The following is a 16,689-nucleotide window of genomic DNA, read 5'->3' as shown; positions in this document are numbered from 1 at the left end:
CCGGCTTTTGTGGGGTGGCGAGACGATTACGCGGCGTGAAAGCCGTTTGCGCGGCTTTTCAGCGGTTGCAAGTCTGGCATTCGGCCCTGCTTTCGGGCAGGATCAGTATAAGCAAATCAAAAAACGACCAAGGGAGGATGAGGGTTAGCCATGGCCACGGACAAGGCTGAGAACGGCGGCAACACCACATCCGGATTCGATCCGCAGAGCATGGAAGCCTATGTGGTGAAAGACCCGCAGGCCATGGCGCTGAACATGGCGCGTGCGATGGAGAATCTCGGCAAGGCCGCCTCCGTCTGGATCGCCCCGCGGGAAAAGGGCGAGCTTGTCGATCCTGTCTCCGAACCGCTGGTGGAAATGGTGAAGACCATGAACCGCGTCGCCGAATACTGGATGGCCGATCCCAAGCGCACCGTCGAAGCCCAGGCGCATCTGATGAACTCGCTGTTCGGCGTGTGGATGAAGAGCCTGTCGCGGCTTTCCGGCACGGATGCGGCAGCCGCACCGGAGCCGGTGAAAGACAAGCGTTTTGCCGATGCCGACTGGCAGCGCAATCCTTTCTTCGATTTCCTGCGCCAGGCCTATCTGATTATCTCCGACTGGGCGGAAAAGCTGGTGGACAACACCGAGGGGCTGGATGAACACACCCGCCACAAGGCTGGCTTCTACGTGAAGCAATTGACGGCGGCACTGTCGCCGCAGAATTTCCTCTTCACCAATCCGCAGACCTTCCGGGAAACGGTGTCCACCCATGGCGCCAATCTGGTCAAGGGCATGCAGATGCTGGCCGAAGACATCGCCGCCGGCAAGGGCGACCTGAAAATGCGCCAGACGGATGAAAGCAAATTCGCCGTTGGCCGCAATATGGCCGTCACCCCCGGCAAGGTGGTGGCGCAAAGCGATGTCTGCGAGGTCATTCAATACGAACCGACCACGAAAAAGGTGCTGAAGCGGCCTTTGCTGATCTGCCCGCCCTGGATCAACAAATTCTACATTCTCGATCTCAACCCGCAGAAAAGCTTCATCAAATGGTGCGTGGACCAGGGGCACACCGTCTTCGTGATTTCCTGGGTCAACCCGGATGAGCGCCATGCGGAAAAGGATTGGCTTGCCTATATCCGCGAAGGCGTGGATTTCGCCCTCGACACCGTGGAAAAGGCAACCGGCGAACGCGAGGTCAACGCCATCGGCTATTGTGTGGGCGGCACGCTGCTTTCCGCCGCCATGGCGCTGCATGCACAGGAAGGCAACAAACGCATTGCCAGCGCCACGCTCTTCACCACCCAGGTGGACTTTACCTATGCAGGCGATCTCAAGGTCTTCGTGGATGAGGAGCAGGTGACGGGGCTGGAAGAGCGCATGCGCCGCCAGGGCTATCTGGACGGCTCGAAAATGGCGACCGCCTTCAACATGCTGCGCTCCTCTGAACTGATTTGGCCCTATTTCGTCAACAACTACCTCAAGGGCCAGGATCCGAACGCGTTCGACCTGCTTTACTGGAACGCCGATTCCACCCGCATGGCGGCGGCCAATCACTCCTACTATCTGCGCAACTGCTATCTTTATAACAATCTGAGCCAGGGCCGCATGCAGCTCGACGGCAAGACGCTGTCGCTCAAGGATGTGAAAGTGCCGATTTACAATCTCGCCACCCGCGAGGATCACATCGCACCGGCAAAATCGGTCTATCTCGGCAGCGCCAGCTTTGGCGGGCCTGTCACCTTCGTTCTGTCGGGCTCGGGCCACATCGCCGGTGTCGTCAATCCGCCGGACAAGCAGAAATACCAGTTCTGGACCTCAGAGAAACGGCCTGCGGACTACGAAGACTGGCTGGTATCCGCCAGTGAAACGGCGGGTTCCTGGTGGCCGCATTGGCAGGCCTGGATCGAAAAGCTGGACAATGAGCGGGTGGACGCCCGAAAGCCCGGCGGCGACGCGCTGAATGCCATTGCCGATGCGCCGGGAAGCTATGTTCTGGCCCGGGTCTGATGGAGTTTTCACCGCCGCTCGTGCCTGCGCGGCTCAAGTGCCGCTACAAGCGCTTTCTGTTTGACGCTCTGCTGGATACCGGCGAGGAGATCACCGGTTTCTGCCCCAATACCGGTTCCATGCGCGGCCTCACCACGGCAGGCTCGCGCATTTGGCTTTCCCGGCATGATACGGCAAAGCGCAAATATGCCCATGCTTTCGAGCTGATTGAGGCGGATGGCGTACTGGTCGGCGTACACGCCGCCCTTGCCAACCGGCTGGCGCGTGAGGCCATTGCCGCAGGGCTGGTGAGTGATCTTGCGCATTATGAAACGGTAAGGGCCGAGCAACGCATGGGCGAGTCGTCCCGGATAGATTTCAAACTCTCCTCCCCCGGCAGGCCGGATTGCTATGTGGAAGTGAAAAACGTGCATTTCATCCGCCACAAGGGTCTGGCGGAATTTCCGGATACCGTCACGGCCCGCGGCGCCAGGCATCTGGAAGATTTGGCACAAGTGGCGAGACAAGGCGCCCGCGCGGTGATGCTCTACGTGGTGCAGCGGGAGGATTGCGACAGGCTGGCGCTGTGCGGCGATCTCGATCCCGCCTATGTGCGCGCGTTTCGGGCAGCACTGGCGGCGGGCGTGGAGGCCTATGCGGTGAAATGCCGGGTCCAACCCGACCAAATCATCCCATTTTCACCAATCGCCATGGACGAGGCGATTATGCCTTTGATATGAGTAGGTTTGAAAACAGCTTGGGATAGCAGTGAATGGTAAATTACATCGAGGCCGCCAGCGCACCGCTGAAAAACACCGGCGCAATTCGCCTGTACGGGCCGGATGCCTTCGAGGGCATGCGCAAGGCCTGCCAGTTGACGGCGCGTTGCCTGGATGAACTGGCGGGCATGGTGAAGCCCGGCGTGACGACCGCCGCCATCGACCGCTTCGTGTTCGACTTCGGCATGGACCACGGGGCACTGCCAGCCACGCTGAACTATCGCGGCTATCGCTATTCCGTCTGCACCTCCATCAACCACGTCGTCTGCCACGGCATGCCGGAAGACAAGCCGCTGCGCGAGGGCGATATCGTCAATATCGACGTGACCTATCTGCTGGATGGCTGGCACGGGGATTCGAGCCGGATGTATCCGGTGGGCGAGATCAAGCGCGCCGCCGAGCGGCTGATGGAAGTGACCTATGAATGCCTGATGCGCGGCATTGCCGCGGTGCGCCCCGGCGCCCGGACGGGCGCGATTGGCGCCGCCATCCAGAGCTATGCGGAGGCCGAGCGTTGCAGCGTGGTGAGGGATTTCTGCGGCCATGGCGTCGGCCAGCTTTTCCACGATGCCCCGAATATCCTGCATTATGGCCGTCCGGATGAAGGCCCGGAAATCCGGGAAGGCATGATCTTCACTATTGAACCGATGATCAATCTCGGCAAACCGCATGTGAAGGTGCTGGCCGATGGCTGGACGGCAGTGACCCGCGATCGCTCGTTGACGGCGCAATATGAGCATGCCGTTGGCGTTACCGCCACAGGCTGCGAAATTTTCACCCTTTCTCCCGCCGGTCTCGACCGGCCCGGCCTGCCGCCGCTGCGAGGCTGACCATCATGGCGCGGTCTCCTTTCATGGCCGATGAGCAGGCCTTGCCGATTGTCGATCAGGAGCGGGCGGATGGCCCGATGGATTTCGAGGAGGACGAGCGCGGCTTTTTTGCCGAGCAGTTCCAGAAACCGCAAGCCACGGCCAAGCCGGTCAAAAAGTCGGCCCCCAAGCCGGAAGAACAGCATTACCACGGCCATCGCGACCGCTTGCGGCAAAGATTTCGCGACAAGGGCGACGATGCGCTGGCCGATTACGAGGTGCTGGAACTCATCCTCTTCCGCCTCATTCCGCGCCGCGACACCAAGCCGATTGCCAAGGCGCTGCTGGATCGATTCGGCACGCTGGCCGGGGTGTTCAACGCGCCACTTTCCCTGTTGCAGGAGGTGAAGGGCATTGGCGACATGGTGGCTCTCGATCTGAAGCTGATCGCCACGGCCTCGCAGCGCATGCTGAAAAGCGAGATCAAGGGGCGGCAGGTACTGAGTTCCTGGTCGAGCGTCATCGATTACTGCCACGCCGCCATGGCTTACGAAACGCGCGAACAGTTCCGCATCCTGTTTCTCGACAAGCGGAATGCGCTGATTGCCGATGAGGTGCAGGGCAAGGGCACGGTGGACCATACGCCGGTCTATCCGCGCGAGGTGGTGAAGCGGGCGCTGGAGCTTTCCGCCACCGCTATCATTCTGGTCCACAACCACCCCTCCGGCGATCCGACACCCTCGCGCGCCGATATCGAGATGACCAAGACGATCATCGATACCGCAAAGCCGCTCGGCATTACCGTGCATGACCATGTCATCATCGGCGCCCAGGGCCATGCCAGCCTGAGAGGCCTGCGGCTGATTTAGAGCATTGTCCCGAGAAAAGTGTAGTTGCGGTTTTCCGTTCGGAAATGCTTAAAACAAAGCGTTACAGCGCCGTGCGTTTGGATAAAACGCACGGCGCTGTAACGGAGAGACCGGCCTTTATCTTCCACCGATGGACGGGCTGAAGACCATCAGGCTCAGGATTTCAAACAGCACCTGCGCGCCCGCCTGCGCCGTATTGGTGGTGGCGTCATATTGCGGGGCCACTTCCACGACATCGCCGCCTACAAGGTTGACACCCTTCAGACCCCGCAGAAGTTCAAGGACTTCCCGCGTGGTCAGCCCGCCCACTTCCGGCGTGCCGGTGCCGGGGGCGAAGGCGGGGTCCAGACTGTCGATGTCGAAGGAGAGATAGGTTGGCCCATCGCCCACCACCTCCAGCGCCCTGGCGATGACGGCGGGCATGCCGAGGGCGGAAATCTCTTCCGCATGAATGACCGTCATGCCGCTTTCATAGCTGAATTCCCAGAGATATTCCGCCGGGCCGCGAATGCCGATCTGGATGGTGCGGGTAGGATCCAGCACGCCGTCCAGCACAGCATTGCGGAAGGGGCCGCCATGGTGAAACTTGGTCTGGTCGAAAGAGCCGCCGGTGTCGCAATGGGCATCGATATGGATCATGCCGACCGGACGTTCGCGGCCCAGCGCCTTCAGGATCGGATGGGTTATCGAGTGATCGCCGCCCACCGAAAGCGGCGCAACCCCCTTCGCCACCATCTGGCCGATGCGCCTTTCAATATCGTCATGGCTCATTTCCAGCCGGTAGCGGCTGGCAAAGGGCACGTCGCCAATATCGGCCACACGCAGGTCCTGCACGGGGGCGCAATCCAGCACATGATGATAGGGGCCGATGCGCTCCACGGTTCTGAGTGCTCTCGGCCCGAAACGTGAACCGGTGCGGTTGGTCACCCCCAGATCCATCGGCACACCGAGAATGCCCACCTGCAAATCCTGAAAATCAGGATCATCGCCGCTCACGGGCAGGTAAGGTGCGGACAGAAAGGTCGGCACACCGGAATAGGGCGCAAGCCGCGTGCCCTTGCTGTTGAAAATCTGGTTGGCCACGCGCTTGAAACGCGGATCGAACACTTCGCCGCTGTTGTCGCCACCATATTTGCGGCGCAGCGCCTCCAGTTTTTCGGGATCGAAACTCATGACCTCTCCTTCAAATGCTTTTATTTTTACGCCTTTCCAGGCGGAAAACCGCAATCACACTTTTCCTGGATCCGAAAGCCGCTCCGGCAGCAGGCCAATCGTGGCGCAATCGACATTGGCAAAGGCAAGCCGCAGATAATCCTCCTGACCATCGCCGAAAAAGCTGCCGGGAACGGCGAGAACCCCTGCCCGTTTTGCCAGTTGCTCCGCGACCTGAGCCGAGGGCACACCTTTAAACGGATGGCGCGCAAAGGCAAAATACGCCCCCACCGATGCCAGATGCCAATCCGGCAGACCGGAGAAGGCCTCCCGAAGCGCCGCCGTGCGCCGTGCAATTTCGGCAGCGTTGTCGGCGCGCCAGTCATCAAGCCCGTTCAGCAGGCGGGAGAGCGCGATTTGCGCGGCGCGCGGCGCGCAGATCTGCAAATTGTCCATCACCTTGATCACCTGCCGCACCACCTCCGGCCCGGCGGTAATGGCCGCCAGACGGTGGCCGGGAATGGCGAAGGATTTCGAGAAGCTGTAGATCTGGATGAGGTGATCGCCCCAATCATCGGCTTCGAACAGGTCGTGCGGGCGGCCAGAGCCTGGCGGCAGGAAGTCACGATAGGTCTCATCGAGGATGAGCCAGGCATCATGAGCCCGGCAGAGCGCCGCCAGTTGCCGCAGCAGTTCCGGCGGATAGACGGCGCCGGTGGGATTGTTGGGCGAAACCACCGCCAGCGCCTTCACGCCCGTCTTCAGCACCCGCTCTGCATCTGCAAGATCCGGCAGGAAGCCCTGATCCGCCGTGCAGGACACGGTGACGGTGCGAATGCCCATCATCGCCAGCGTGGTATCATTGTTGAAATAGAAGGGATTGGTCAGCGCAATCGCATCCCCTTCCCCGGCCACCGCCAGCGCAACGCAGAGGAAAGCCTGGTTGGCCCCGGCGGTGACATGAAGCTGATCAGGCGCGAACACCGCCTGATAAAGCGCGGCGAGATGGCGGCAATAGGCATTGCGCAAATCCGCCTCCCCCTCGATGGGGCCATAGCCACAGGCGGCAGGCGATGCGGCCGCCTCCCCCAAGGCCGACAGCAGATCGGCATGCGGCGGATGGCCGGGCACGGCCTGAGACAGATCGATCAGCGGCCCGAGCGCGCCGTCATAGGCGCGTCCCCAGCCGAAAACCGAAGGAATGGGTGGCGTCGCAAGCGCTGCAACACGCAGATTGAAAGCTGGCATAACTGTTCCCTTTTTTCGAATCTTATAGAACAGCTCTCTGAAGACAGGGAAGCATGAGACATTCATCTCATCGCAGAAAATGAAATACGAGGTTGAGTATCGCCGTCTTTGGTGCCAATCTTTGTGCGCTGCGGCAAAGCGACGACAGATTGCGCCCGCAGACGTGTAGGATATGAAAAGATCGGATGGAAAGGGGCGTGCCTCTTTGCAAACCGGATCGAGGGGAATGACAATGACGCGCATGTTTTCCGCCAGACGCCGCCTGTTCAAGGCCAGCGCCGTGGCCGGGCTGATCCTGTTTTCAGGCCTTTTAGCCCCCCATTCCGCTTTTGCCGCCAAGACCTCGCTGGTGCTGGGCATGTCGGTGGAGCCCACCGGGCTCGATCCCACCATTGCCGCGCCCGTGGCCATCGGTCAGGTGACCTGGGCCAATGTGTTCGAAGGGCTGGTGACGATCACCGAGGATGGCAAGATCGCTCCGCAACTGGCTGAAAGCTGGGATATTTCGCCGGATGGCCTGACCTATACCTTCAAGCTGCGCAAGGGGGTCACCTTCCATGACGGCGAGGCCTTCAATGCCGCCGTTGCGAAATTTTCCCTCGACCGGGCGCGCGATGCGCAATCCGTCAATCCGCAAAAACGGTTCTTCGCCCAGATCGACAGTATCGACGCGCCGGACGAGGCAAGGCTGGTCGTCAAGCTGAAGCAGAAAAATTCCAGCCTGCTCTATTGGCTGGGCTGGCCCGCCTCCGTGATGGTCGCCCCTAAAACCGCCAATGACAACAAGACCACGCCCATCGGCACCGGTCCGTTCAAATTCGTAAGCTGGGCCAAGGGCGACCGGGTTGAGCTTGCCGCCAATGCCGATTACTGGGACAAGGATGCCAAACCGGCGCTGGACAAGGTGACCTTCCGGTTTATCGGCGATGCGCAGGCGCAGGCCGCCGCGCTGAAATCCGGCGATGTCGATGCCATTCCCGAATTTGCCGCACCGGAACTGATGGAAGGCTTCAAGGATGACAGCAAGCTGACCACCGTCATCGGCAATACCGAACTGAAAGTGGTGGCGGGCATGAACAATGACCGCAAGCCCTTCAACGACAAGCGGGTGCGGCAGGCGCTGATGATGGCGCTGGATCGCAAGATGATCGTCGAAGGCGCATGGTCCGGTCTCGGCACGCCGATTGGCAGCCATTACACGCCCAATGATCGCGGCTATATCGATCTCACCGGCAAGTTTGGCTATGATCCTTCCAAGGCCAAGGCCCTGCTGGCGGATGCAGGCTACCCCAACGGTTTCAGCTTCACCATCAAGACGCCGCAAATGGCCTATGCGCCGCGCAGCGCCGAAATCATGCAGGCGATGTTTGCGGAGATCGGCGTGACAATGAACATCGAGCCAACGGAATTTCCGGCAAAATGGGTCTCCGACGTGTTCAAGGCCGGTGATTACGACATGACCATCGTTGCCCATGCCGAGCCGATGGATATCGATATCTATGCGCGCGACCCCTATTACTTCCACTACAAGAACCCGGCCTTCAACGAGGTTCTGCAACAGGTGGAAGCCACGACCGATCCGGGCGAGCAGGAAAAGCTTTACGGTCAGGCGCAGACCATTCTGGCTGAGGATGTCCCGGCACTTTATCTCTTCGTCATGCCGAAACTCGGCGTGTGGAATGCCAAGCTGACCGGTCTCTGGAAAGACGAACCCATTCCATCCAACGTGCTTTCGAAGGTGCGCTGGAAAGACTGATACCAAAGCTCGAAGATGCAAACGCGTCCTCGCCTTGAAATGATTTCGACTATCTCAATTGCATCGGAGGCTTGAGATAGTCGAAAAGGGAATACGAACTGTCATTTTCAGTGACTCTTCGTATAAGGCCGGTGAACATGGCAACTCTGCTGACAAGGCGGCTGGCCAGCCTCGTGCTGACCCTGCTTGCCGTATCACTCTTGATTTTTCTGGTGATGAACCTGCTGCCGGGCGATCCGGCGGCCATCATGCTCGGCACTTCGGCCAGCCCGGAAACGCTGACGGCCCTCAGGCAGGAACTGGGCCTCGACCAGCCGGTGATCGCCCGCTACGCCGCCTGGCTCGGTGGCGTCATGACCGGGGATTTCGGGCGCTCCTATACCTATGGCGTGCCGGTGGCCGGGTTGATGGCAGAACGGCTGAAGGTTACGCTGCCGCTTGCCTTCCTGGCCGTCATCCTCTCCGTGGCGCTCGCCATTCCGCTTGGCGTCCTGTCCGCTTCGCGGCGAAACCGGCTGGCCGATCATCTGGCGGGCGCACTCTCGCAGGTGTTCATTGCCGTGCCGGGCTTCTGGGTCGGGCTTTTGCTGGTGCTGGTCTTTTCCGTTTCGCTCGGCCTCATGCCATCGGGCGGCTTTCCCGGCTGGCAGGCGGGTTTCTGGCCGGCGCTGAAGGCGCTGATCCTGCCCGCCATCGCGCTTGCCCTGCCGCAGGCGGGCGTGCTGACACGGGTGACCCGCTCCGCCGTGCTGGAAGTGCTGAACGAGGATTTCGTGCGCACCGCCCGTGCCAAGGGGCTGCCGAAACGGGCAGCACTTTGGCGTCACGCCGTGCCGAATGCGCTGGTGCCGATCATCACCATTCTCGGGCTGCAATTCACCTTTCTCATTGCCGGTGCGGTGCTGGTGGAAAATGTCTTCAACCTGCCGGGGCTCGGGCGGCTTGCCTATCAGGCGCTGTCGCAGCGCGACATCATCGTCATGCAGAGCGTGGTGCTTTTCTTTGCCTGCCTCACCGTCATCGTCAATTTTCTGGTGGATCTCGCCTATCTCTGGCTCGATCCACGACTTCGGGGGCGCGCGGCATGAGGCTGAAACGCGCAAACCTGCTGATCGGCGGAACGATCATCATCTGTCTCATCGGCTTTGCCCTGCTGTCGCTGGTCTGGACGCCGGGCAATCCCGCCAAGCTGCAAATTCTCAACAAGCTGAAGCCGCCGCTCATCGGCGGGCTGTTCGGCTCCGACCAGTTGGGCCGCGATGTCGCTTCGATGATGATGATCGGCGCCTGGAATTCGCTCTCCATCGCCGCCTCCGCCGTGGCGCTGGGCGGCGCGTTCGGCTCGATGCTCGGCATGACGGTCGCCGCGCGCGGCGGCTTTGCAGAGGCGGTGATCATGCGCGCCAATGACGTGATCTTCGCCATTCCGCCCATCCTCTCGGCCATGATGCTGGGGGCCATTCTCGGCACCGGCCGCTTTACCGCCATTCTGGCGATTGCGGTTTTCATGGTCCCGGTCTTCTGCCGGGTGACGGTGGGGGCAGCGCGGCAGATCTGGGCGCGTGATTACATTCTGGCCGCCCGCGCCGCAGGCAAAGGAAAGTTCCGCATCACGCGCGATCATGTTCTACCAAACATCGCCAACCAGATCATCGTGCAGGCCACCATCCAGCTTGGGCTTGCGATGCTGACGGAAGCAGGGTTGAGCTTTCTCGGCCTCGGCCTGGCCCCGCCCGCCCCAAGCTGGGGGAAGATGCTGGCGGATTCGCAGACCTATCTCTCCCAGGCTCCGTGGCTGGCGCTGTTTCCCGGGCTTGCCATTGCTCTCGCCGTCTTCGGTTTCAACCTGCTGGGCGATGGCCTGCGCGATCTCCTCGACCCCCGGGAGGCTGGCCGATGAGCAAGCCGCTGCTGACTGTTGACACCCTGTCGATTGCCATTGGCGCGGAAGAGCCGCTCACCATTTTGCGCGATATCGGCTTCAACCTCGCCCCCGGCGAAACGCTTGGCATTGTCGGCGAATCCGGTTCCGGCAAATCGCTGCTCTCGCTGGCGCTCATGGGGCTTTTGCCGGAGGTGGCCAAAGCAACCGGCACCATCCGTTTCGAAGATCAGGATCTGCTGACGCTTGAGGAGGATGCGCTCTGCCGCCTGCGCGGCAATCGAATGGGCATGATCTTTCAGGAGCCGCTGACGGCGCTCAATCCCTCCATGACCGTAGGCGATCAGATTGCCGAAGGTCTGGTCTGGCACAGGGGCCTGAGCTGGAAGGCGGCAAGGGCCGAGGCTCTCAAGCTGCTGGACCGTGTGCGCCTGCCGGATGCCGCCAACAAGGCCAAGGCCTTTCCGCACGAGCTTTCCGGCGGCCAGCGGCAGCGTGTGGGCATTGCCATCGCCATTGCCCTGAAACCTGCCTTGCTGATTGCCGATGAGCCGACCACCGCGCTCGATGTCACCGTGCAGGCCGACGTGCTGGATCTGATGCAGGAACTGGTGAAGGAAAACCGAATGGCGCTGATCCTGATCAGCCATGATCTCGGCGTCATTGCCCGCATGTGCGCCCGCACGCTGGTGCTTTATGCCGGACGGCAGATGGAGGAAGGCGCAACGCGGGATGTTCTGACAACGCCACTCAACCCCTATACCGCCGGGTTGATCCGCGCCCTGCCGCGCCGCCGGGAGGGTTCCCATCGGCTGCAGCCGATCAGAGGCTCGGTGCCGGGCTTCCGGCGTCTGCCACCGGGCTGCTGCTTTTCCGACCGCTGTCCCGACCGCATCGAGGCCTGCACGATGGCCGAGCCGGACTGGCGGATGCTGGAGGCCGGGCGCGGCAGCCGCTGCTTCCTGACCGGGGAGAAAAGGCCATGAAGACGCAACCGCTTCTCGACCTGCGCATGCTGCGGCGGGATTATGTCCGCCGCCCGTTTTTCGGCACACCGCAGGTCACCCGCGCGCTGAACGATCTGTCGCTGACGGTAGAGCGCGGCACAATCCACGGCATTGTCGGGGAAAGCGGCTGTGGCAAATCCACCCTCGCCCGCATTGTCATGGCGCTGGACCAGCCTACCTCCGGGGATGTGATTTTCGACGGCGAGGAACTGTTTAGGCTGAAGGAAGAGGAGCTGCGCCGCAAGCGTCGCGATTTCCAGATGGTGTTTCAGGACCCGTTCGGCTCGCTCGATCCCCGCCAGAGCGTCGAGCAGATTCTGGCCGAACCGCTGCATGTGCTGGAAAAACCGCTCAAGCGGTCCGAGATCCGCGACAGGGTGGTGGCGCTGCTGGAGGCCGTCGGGCTGAATGCGGGGCAGGCAAAACTTCGCCCGCACCAGTTTTCCGGCGGGCAGCGCCAACGCATCGCCATAGCCCGGGCGCTGATGACCGAGCCGAAGCTGGTGGTGGCCGATGAGGCCGTATCCGCACTCGATCTTTCGGTGCAGGCGCAGGTGCTGAACCTGCTTCTGGACCTGAAGGAGCAGCGTGGGGTCACTTTTCTGTTTATCACCCACAATCTGGCGGTGGTGGATTGCGTGGCCGACCATGTCAGCGTCATGTATCGCGGGCGCTTGGTGGAAAGCGGCCCGGCGCAGGCGGTGTTTCAAAGCCCGCTCCACCCCTATACCCGGCTTCTGGCAGAGTCGGAGCCGGATATCTCCCGCTTCGGCGGCAGAAGCGCGCCAGCCGCCCGGCATGCGCCCGCCGATACCTCGCTGGGCTGCGCCTTCCGCGACCGCTGTCCGCTGGCCATACCGCGTTGTGCGGTGGAGCCGCCGGCGCTGCGCGTCCTTCAGCCCTCCCGCCTCAGTGCCTGTCACCGGGCGGAAATGCTTCTCCCATCCTCCCCAAACCTTTCGAGCCCCGCATGACCTCTGCTTCCGACGACCTGCTTACGCTGACCATCCCGGCGCTGCGCGCCCTGTTTCAGAGCAAGACGCTTTCTCCCAGTGAATATTGGCAGGCGGTGGAAGCGCGCATCGCAGCCTTCGAGCCGATGATCCAGGCGCTTTACGCCTATGATCCGGAAGCGGCGCGCGCGCAGGCTGCCGCATCCACCTCACGCTGGGTGAAGAACATGCCGCTCGGTCCGCTGGATGGCGTACCGGTCAGCCTCAAGGAGTTGATCGCCACAAAGGGCACGCCGGTGCCGCTCGGCACGGCTGCAACGGAGCTTTTGCCTGCGGCCCAGGATGCACCGGTGGCTGCCCGCATGCGGGAGGATGGGGCGGTGATTTTTGCCAAGACCACCTGCCCGGATTACGGCATGCTCTCCTCCGGCCTTTCCAGCTTTCATCCGCTGTCACGCAATCCGTGGAACCTTGAGACCAATCCCGGCGGCTCCAGCGCCGGGGCATCGGCTGCGGGGGCGGCTGGCTATGGACCCCTGCATATCGGTACGGATATCGGCGGCTCCGTGCGGCTTCCGGCCGGCTGGACAGGGCTTTTCGGCCTGAAACCCAGCCATGGCCGCATTCCCGTGGATCCCTATTATGTCGGCCGCTGCGCCGGGCCGATGACGCGGCGGGTGGAAGATGCAGCCTTCTCGATGTTCACGCTGTCGCGGACGGATTGGCGTGATGGCACCAGCCTGCCGCCCAATGAGATCGACTGGATGGATCTCGACATTGATGTCAAAGGCCTGCGGATCGGCCTGATGCTGGATGCCGGATGCGGCCTGCCCGCAGAGCCGGAAATCAAGGAAGCCGTAACAAAGGCGGCCCGGATGTTCGAGGCGGCAGGTGCCACGATCATCGAAGTCCCGCCGGTCCTGACGCGGTCCATGCTGGATGGACTGGACAGGTTCTGGCGCGCCAAATTCTGGGGCGATATTGCGCCCCTGCCGGAAGAAAGGCGGCAGAAGATCCTGCCCTATATCTACGAATGGGCAAAGCGCGGGGCGGACCTGACCGGCGCGGAAGCCGTGCAGGGTTTCGGGCAGACCTTCGAGATGCGCCGGGCCTGCGGGCAGCTTTTCACCACCGTCGATGCCGTGCTCTCCCCCACCAATCCGGTCGTGTCCTATCCGGCGGATTGGGCTTCGCCGACCAACGATCCAGAGCGCCCCTTCGAGCATATAGCCTTCACCGTGCCGTGGAATATGTCGGAACAGCCCGCTGCCAACATCAATTGCGGCTTTTCCGCTTCCGGCATGCCGATCGGCCTGCAGATCGTCGGCCCGCGATTCGCCGACATGACGGTGCTGCGGCTTTCAAAGCTGTTTGAGGACTGGACAGGCGGCATCGGGAGCTGGCCGGAACCCGAAACAGTCAAAAAACATTGAATGCCAAAGGATTACACAGATTTATTGAATCAAATCAGTCAGTTGTTGATTCAACACCTGAAGATGCCGATGGCGCAAAAATCCTAATTGTTGACGCAATGCAACATGAGCACTAACGAAAAGGTTAGAGAGATTTGCTAGAAATGCCTCGGCACGGGACATTTCCTCCCTCGGGCATGAACAGGAACAAAGCGCATGCAGCAATATGATCTGATCGTGATCGGCAGCGGCCCAGCAGGTCGCCGGGCCGCCATTCAGGCCGCCAAGCTCGAAAAAACTGTTCTGGTTATCGAACGCGGTGGCCATGTCGGCGGTGTTTCGGTGCATACCGGCACCATTCCCTCCAAGACGCTGCGTGAGACCGTGCTGAACCTCACCGGCTGGCGCGAACGTGGCTTTTATGGCCGTTCCTACCGCGTCAAGCAGCAGATCAGCGCGGAGGATCTGCGCCGCCGCCTGCTGATCACGCTGGATCATGAAGTGGACGTGCTGGAGCACCAGTTCAACCGCAACCGCGTCCAGCAATTGCGCGGCATGGCGAAATTTCGGGACGCCAACACGCTGGAAGTGACGAAGGATGATGGCGAGGTGGTGCATGTGCGCGGCACATCGATCCTGCTGGCGGTCGGCACCCGGCCCTACCGTCCCGCCCATATCGATTTCGACGGCCAGACCATTCTCGACAGCGACGATATCCTGCACATCAAGGATGTGCCGCGCTCGATGATCGTCATCGGCGCCGGGGTGATCGGCATCGAATATGCCACGATTTTCAGCGCGCTGGATACGGTGGTGACCGTGGTGGAGCCGCGTGACGGCATGCTGGATTTCATCGACAAGGAAATCGTCGAGGATTTCACCTATCAGCTGCGGGATCGCAACATGAAGCTGATCTTTGGCCAGACGGCAGAAAAGGTGGAGAAGGACGAGGGCGGCAAGGTGCGCGTGACGCTGAAAAGCGGCCGCGTTCTAGGGGCGGAAATGGTGCTGTTTGCCGCTGGCCGCGTCGGCGCCACCGATACCCTGAACCTGGAGGCCTGTGGACTCGTTGCCGACAGCCGTGGCCGCCTCAAGGTCAATCCCGAGACCTTCCAGACGGATGTGCCGAATATCTATGCGGCAGGCGACGTCGTCGGTTTTCCAAGCCTTGCTTCCACCTCCATGGAACAGGGCCGCATTGCCGCCCGTCATGCGGTGCGCGCACCGGCGCAGGACCCGCCGCAATATTTCCCCTACGGCATTTATGCCGTGCCGGAAATTTCCACCTGCGGCCTGACGGAAGAAGAAGTGCGCCAGCGCGGCATTCCCTATGAATGCGGCATTGCCCATTTCCGCGAAACCTCGCGCGGGCATATCATGGGCCTGGAAAGCGGCATGCTGAAGATGATCTTCTCACTGAAGACCCGCCGCCTGCTGGGTGTGCATATCGTCGGTGAAGGTGCAACGGAACTCGTGCATATCGGCCAGGCTGTGCTGAACCTGAAGGGCACGGTGGAGTATTTCGTTGAAAATACCTTCAACTACCCCACGCTTGCCGAAGCCTACAAGATTGCGGGTCTCGACGCCTGGAATCGCATGGGTGAGTTACCCGCAAAAAAAGCGTCTGCCTGACAAGAACACCGGGGACACGCCCCGGTGTTTTTCTAGAGCATTTCCAGGACAAGTGGATACCGGTTTTCTGTCCGGAAATGCGTCAAAACAAAAAATTAGAGCGGTTCCGTGAAACACGGAACCGCTCTAAAGTTCGGAATTAGCCGACAAGCTTCAGCTGTAGACGGGAAACGCCTGCGGCCACATTCAGGCCTGTACCGGCTTCACCGCTGAGGGGCTGAAGGGCAAAGTTCTTGGAATTGCCGCCCACAAGGGCATTGGCGCCAAGACCGACACCGACGGAAGCGGAGGCAGAAGCACCGACATAGCTGCCGGCAAGCGCACCATCACCGACGCTGGTCGGCTTCGTATTCACGACAACCCAGCTCATATAGGTCTTGCCGGTGATGCCGACATCCAGGCCAAGCTTGCCGATCGAACCGGCATAGCGTTCGACTTTACCCGACCGCTGACGGAACTCACAGGTGACGTTCTTCTTCGAACCGATCAGCATGCCCACGCCGCCGTCGATCTGGCAGTTCAGCGTTCCAAGCCGCTGCTTCGGCTCATTGGCCACCACCTTCTGCGGGGCGCGGTGATGCGGATGATGGCTGCTGGCGGCGAAAGCCGCGACAGGAGCAAGAGCCAGAGAGGCAGCGGTCACAAACATCAAGGTCTTCATGGTGAGGTCCTTTCTTCTTGGGTGTCAGAGCGTTCTTCGCTCGGATAACGACAAACGCACTCCAACGTTCAGTTTTGAGCATAATCATGAGGCCCTTGCATCGCTCGGGCCGGATCAGGCTCCGGGACTTTCCGCCCAGCGCATATGGGCGGAAAACATGGTCAATCAGAGGCAAAACGCCTGTCTGTCCTCGGCTTCCGGCCATGCGCTTTCACTTTCACGCAGGTCGCAGCCCGAAGACCTTCACGCGCATGCTCTACTCCGCCTGGACAGGCGGGACCCGGGACGGGACGGCATAAATCCTCGGACGAACGGCGAGATCGGCCACCACGGTCCGGCAGGTAAAAACCTCTGCCACGACGATTGCCGTTTCCATCGCGTTCTTCGAGCTGACCTCGCCGGTCAGGATGATCCTGCCCTCCTCGCCCACCACCCGAATGCGGCAGGCCTCCAGTCCCTCCGTCCAGGCAAGCAGCGCCTCGAGTGCAGCGCATAGGCTGCACTCGGCCGGAAAGCCGCTTGCAAATGCAGGGACGTTTGACAGAAAAAACATGTCTTCCC

15 protein-coding genes are annotated in these 16,689 nt (G+C 61.2%); 11 read left to right on the top strand and 4 right to left on the bottom strand.

What is annotated here, in order from left to right; genetic code table 11:
- The first annotated feature begins 150 nt into the window (after positions 1–150).
- The 4 genes from QO005_RS17830 to radC all read left to right on the top strand — a co-directional run bounded on the left by QO005_RS17830 (position 151) and on the right by radC (position 4,425).
- Positions 151–1,989 (top strand): PHA/PHB synthase family protein, encoded by a 1,839-nt coding sequence (locus QO005_RS17830; protein WP_307159413.1) that lies wholly within the window; start codon positions 151–153, stop codon positions 1,987–1,989.
- A complete protein-coding gene (gene sfsA / locus QO005_RS17825) occupies positions 1,989–2,708 on the top strand; it encodes a DNA/RNA nuclease SfsA (protein WP_307159412.1) in 720 nt (239 codons plus the stop codon). The genes QO005_RS17830 and sfsA overlap by 1 nt, the downstream gene beginning before the upstream one ends.
- A gap of 32 nt (positions 2,709–2,740) precedes the next feature.
- The gene (map, locus tag QO005_RS17820) at positions 2,741–3,577 is read left to right on the top strand and encodes a type I methionyl aminopeptidase (RefSeq protein ID WP_307159411.1); all 837 of its coding nucleotides are present in this window, start codon (positions 2,741–2,743) and stop codon (positions 3,575–3,577) included.
- A gap of 77 nt (positions 3,578–3,654) precedes the next feature.
- Positions 3,655–4,425 carry a RadC family protein gene (radC, locus tag QO005_RS17815; protein ID WP_307159496.1) on the top strand — a complete coding sequence of 257 codons (771 nt, stop codon included), beginning with the start codon at positions 3,655–3,657 and terminating at the stop codon, positions 4,423–4,425.
- A gap of 117 nt (positions 4,426–4,542) precedes the next feature.
- On the opposite strand, the gene speB is transcribed toward radC, so the two are convergent.
- The gene (speB, locus tag QO005_RS17810) at positions 4,543–5,598 is read right to left on the bottom strand and encodes an agmatinase (protein WP_307159410.1); all 1,056 of its coding nucleotides are present in this window, start codon (positions 5,596–5,598) and stop codon (positions 4,543–4,545) included.
- 54 nt (positions 5,599–5,652) lie between these two features.
- Entirely contained in the window at positions 5,653–6,825 is a 1,173-nt protein-coding gene (locus QO005_RS17805) for an aminotransferase (RefSeq protein ID WP_307159408.1), read from the bottom strand.
- A 226-nt stretch (positions 6,826–7,051) separates the two neighbouring features.
- Here QO005_RS17805 and QO005_RS17800 point away from each other — a divergent pair, with 226 nt between their 5' ends.
- The 7 genes from QO005_RS17800 to sthA all read left to right on the top strand — a co-directional run bounded on the left by QO005_RS17800 (position 7,052) and on the right by sthA (position 15,467).
- Positions 7,052–8,581 carry an ABC transporter substrate-binding protein gene (locus tag QO005_RS17800; RefSeq protein ID WP_307159407.1) on the top strand — a complete coding sequence of 510 codons (1,530 nt, stop codon included), beginning with the start codon at positions 7,052–7,054 and terminating at the stop codon, positions 8,579–8,581.
- 137 nt (positions 8,582–8,718) lie between these two features.
- Positions 8,719–9,669 (top strand): ABC transporter permease, encoded by a 951-nt coding sequence (locus tag QO005_RS17795; RefSeq protein WP_307159406.1) that lies wholly within the window; start codon positions 8,719–8,721, stop codon positions 9,667–9,669.
- Complete coding sequence (locus tag QO005_RS17790) at positions 9,666–10,481, top strand: ABC transporter permease (protein ID WP_307159405.1); 816 nt, start codon at positions 9,666–9,668, stop codon at positions 10,479–10,481. Before QO005_RS17795 ends, QO005_RS17790 begins: the two co-directional genes overlap by 4 nt.
- Entirely contained in the window at positions 10,478–11,449 is a 972-nt protein-coding gene (locus QO005_RS17785; protein ID WP_307159404.1) for an ABC transporter ATP-binding protein, read from the top strand. Before QO005_RS17790 ends, QO005_RS17785 begins: the two co-directional genes overlap by 4 nt.
- The gene (locus QO005_RS17780; protein WP_307159403.1) at positions 11,446–12,444 is read left to right on the top strand and encodes an oligopeptide/dipeptide ABC transporter ATP-binding protein; all 999 of its coding nucleotides are present in this window, start codon (positions 11,446–11,448) and stop codon (positions 12,442–12,444) included. Before QO005_RS17785 ends, QO005_RS17780 begins: the two co-directional genes overlap by 4 nt.
- The gene (locus tag QO005_RS17775) at positions 12,441–13,856 is read left to right on the top strand and encodes an amidase (protein WP_307159402.1); all 1,416 of its coding nucleotides are present in this window, start codon (positions 12,441–12,443) and stop codon (positions 13,854–13,856) included. Before QO005_RS17780 ends, QO005_RS17775 begins: the two co-directional genes overlap by 4 nt.
- A gap of 195 nt (positions 13,857–14,051) precedes the next feature.
- Positions 14,052–15,467: a Si-specific NAD(P)(+) transhydrogenase gene (gene sthA, locus QO005_RS17770; protein ID WP_307159401.1), complete on the top strand. Its 1,416-nt coding sequence runs from the start codon at positions 14,052–14,054 to the stop codon at positions 15,465–15,467.
- Between the two features lie 139 nt (positions 15,468–15,606).
- Here the strand turns inward: sthA and QO005_RS17765 are convergent, their stop codons facing one another.
- Entirely contained in the window at positions 15,607–16,128 is a 522-nt protein-coding gene (locus tag QO005_RS17765) for a DUF992 domain-containing protein (RefSeq protein WP_307159400.1), read from the bottom strand.
- Positions 16,129–16,384: 256 nt separating this feature from the next.
- On the bottom strand, positions 16,385–16,681 hold the full coding sequence (locus tag QO005_RS17760; RefSeq protein ID WP_307159399.1) for a BON domain-containing protein: 297 nt from the start codon (positions 16,679–16,681) through the stop codon (positions 16,385–16,387).
- Positions 16,682–16,689: the final 8 nt, after the last annotated feature.

The organism is Allorhizobium paknamense (assembly GCF_030815125.1).
In the GTDB taxonomy this organism is placed as follows: domain Bacteria; phylum Pseudomonadota; class Alphaproteobacteria; order Rhizobiales; family Rhizobiaceae; genus Allorhizobium; species Allorhizobium paknamense.
This window is presented reverse-complemented; position numbering and strand designations above follow the sequence as displayed.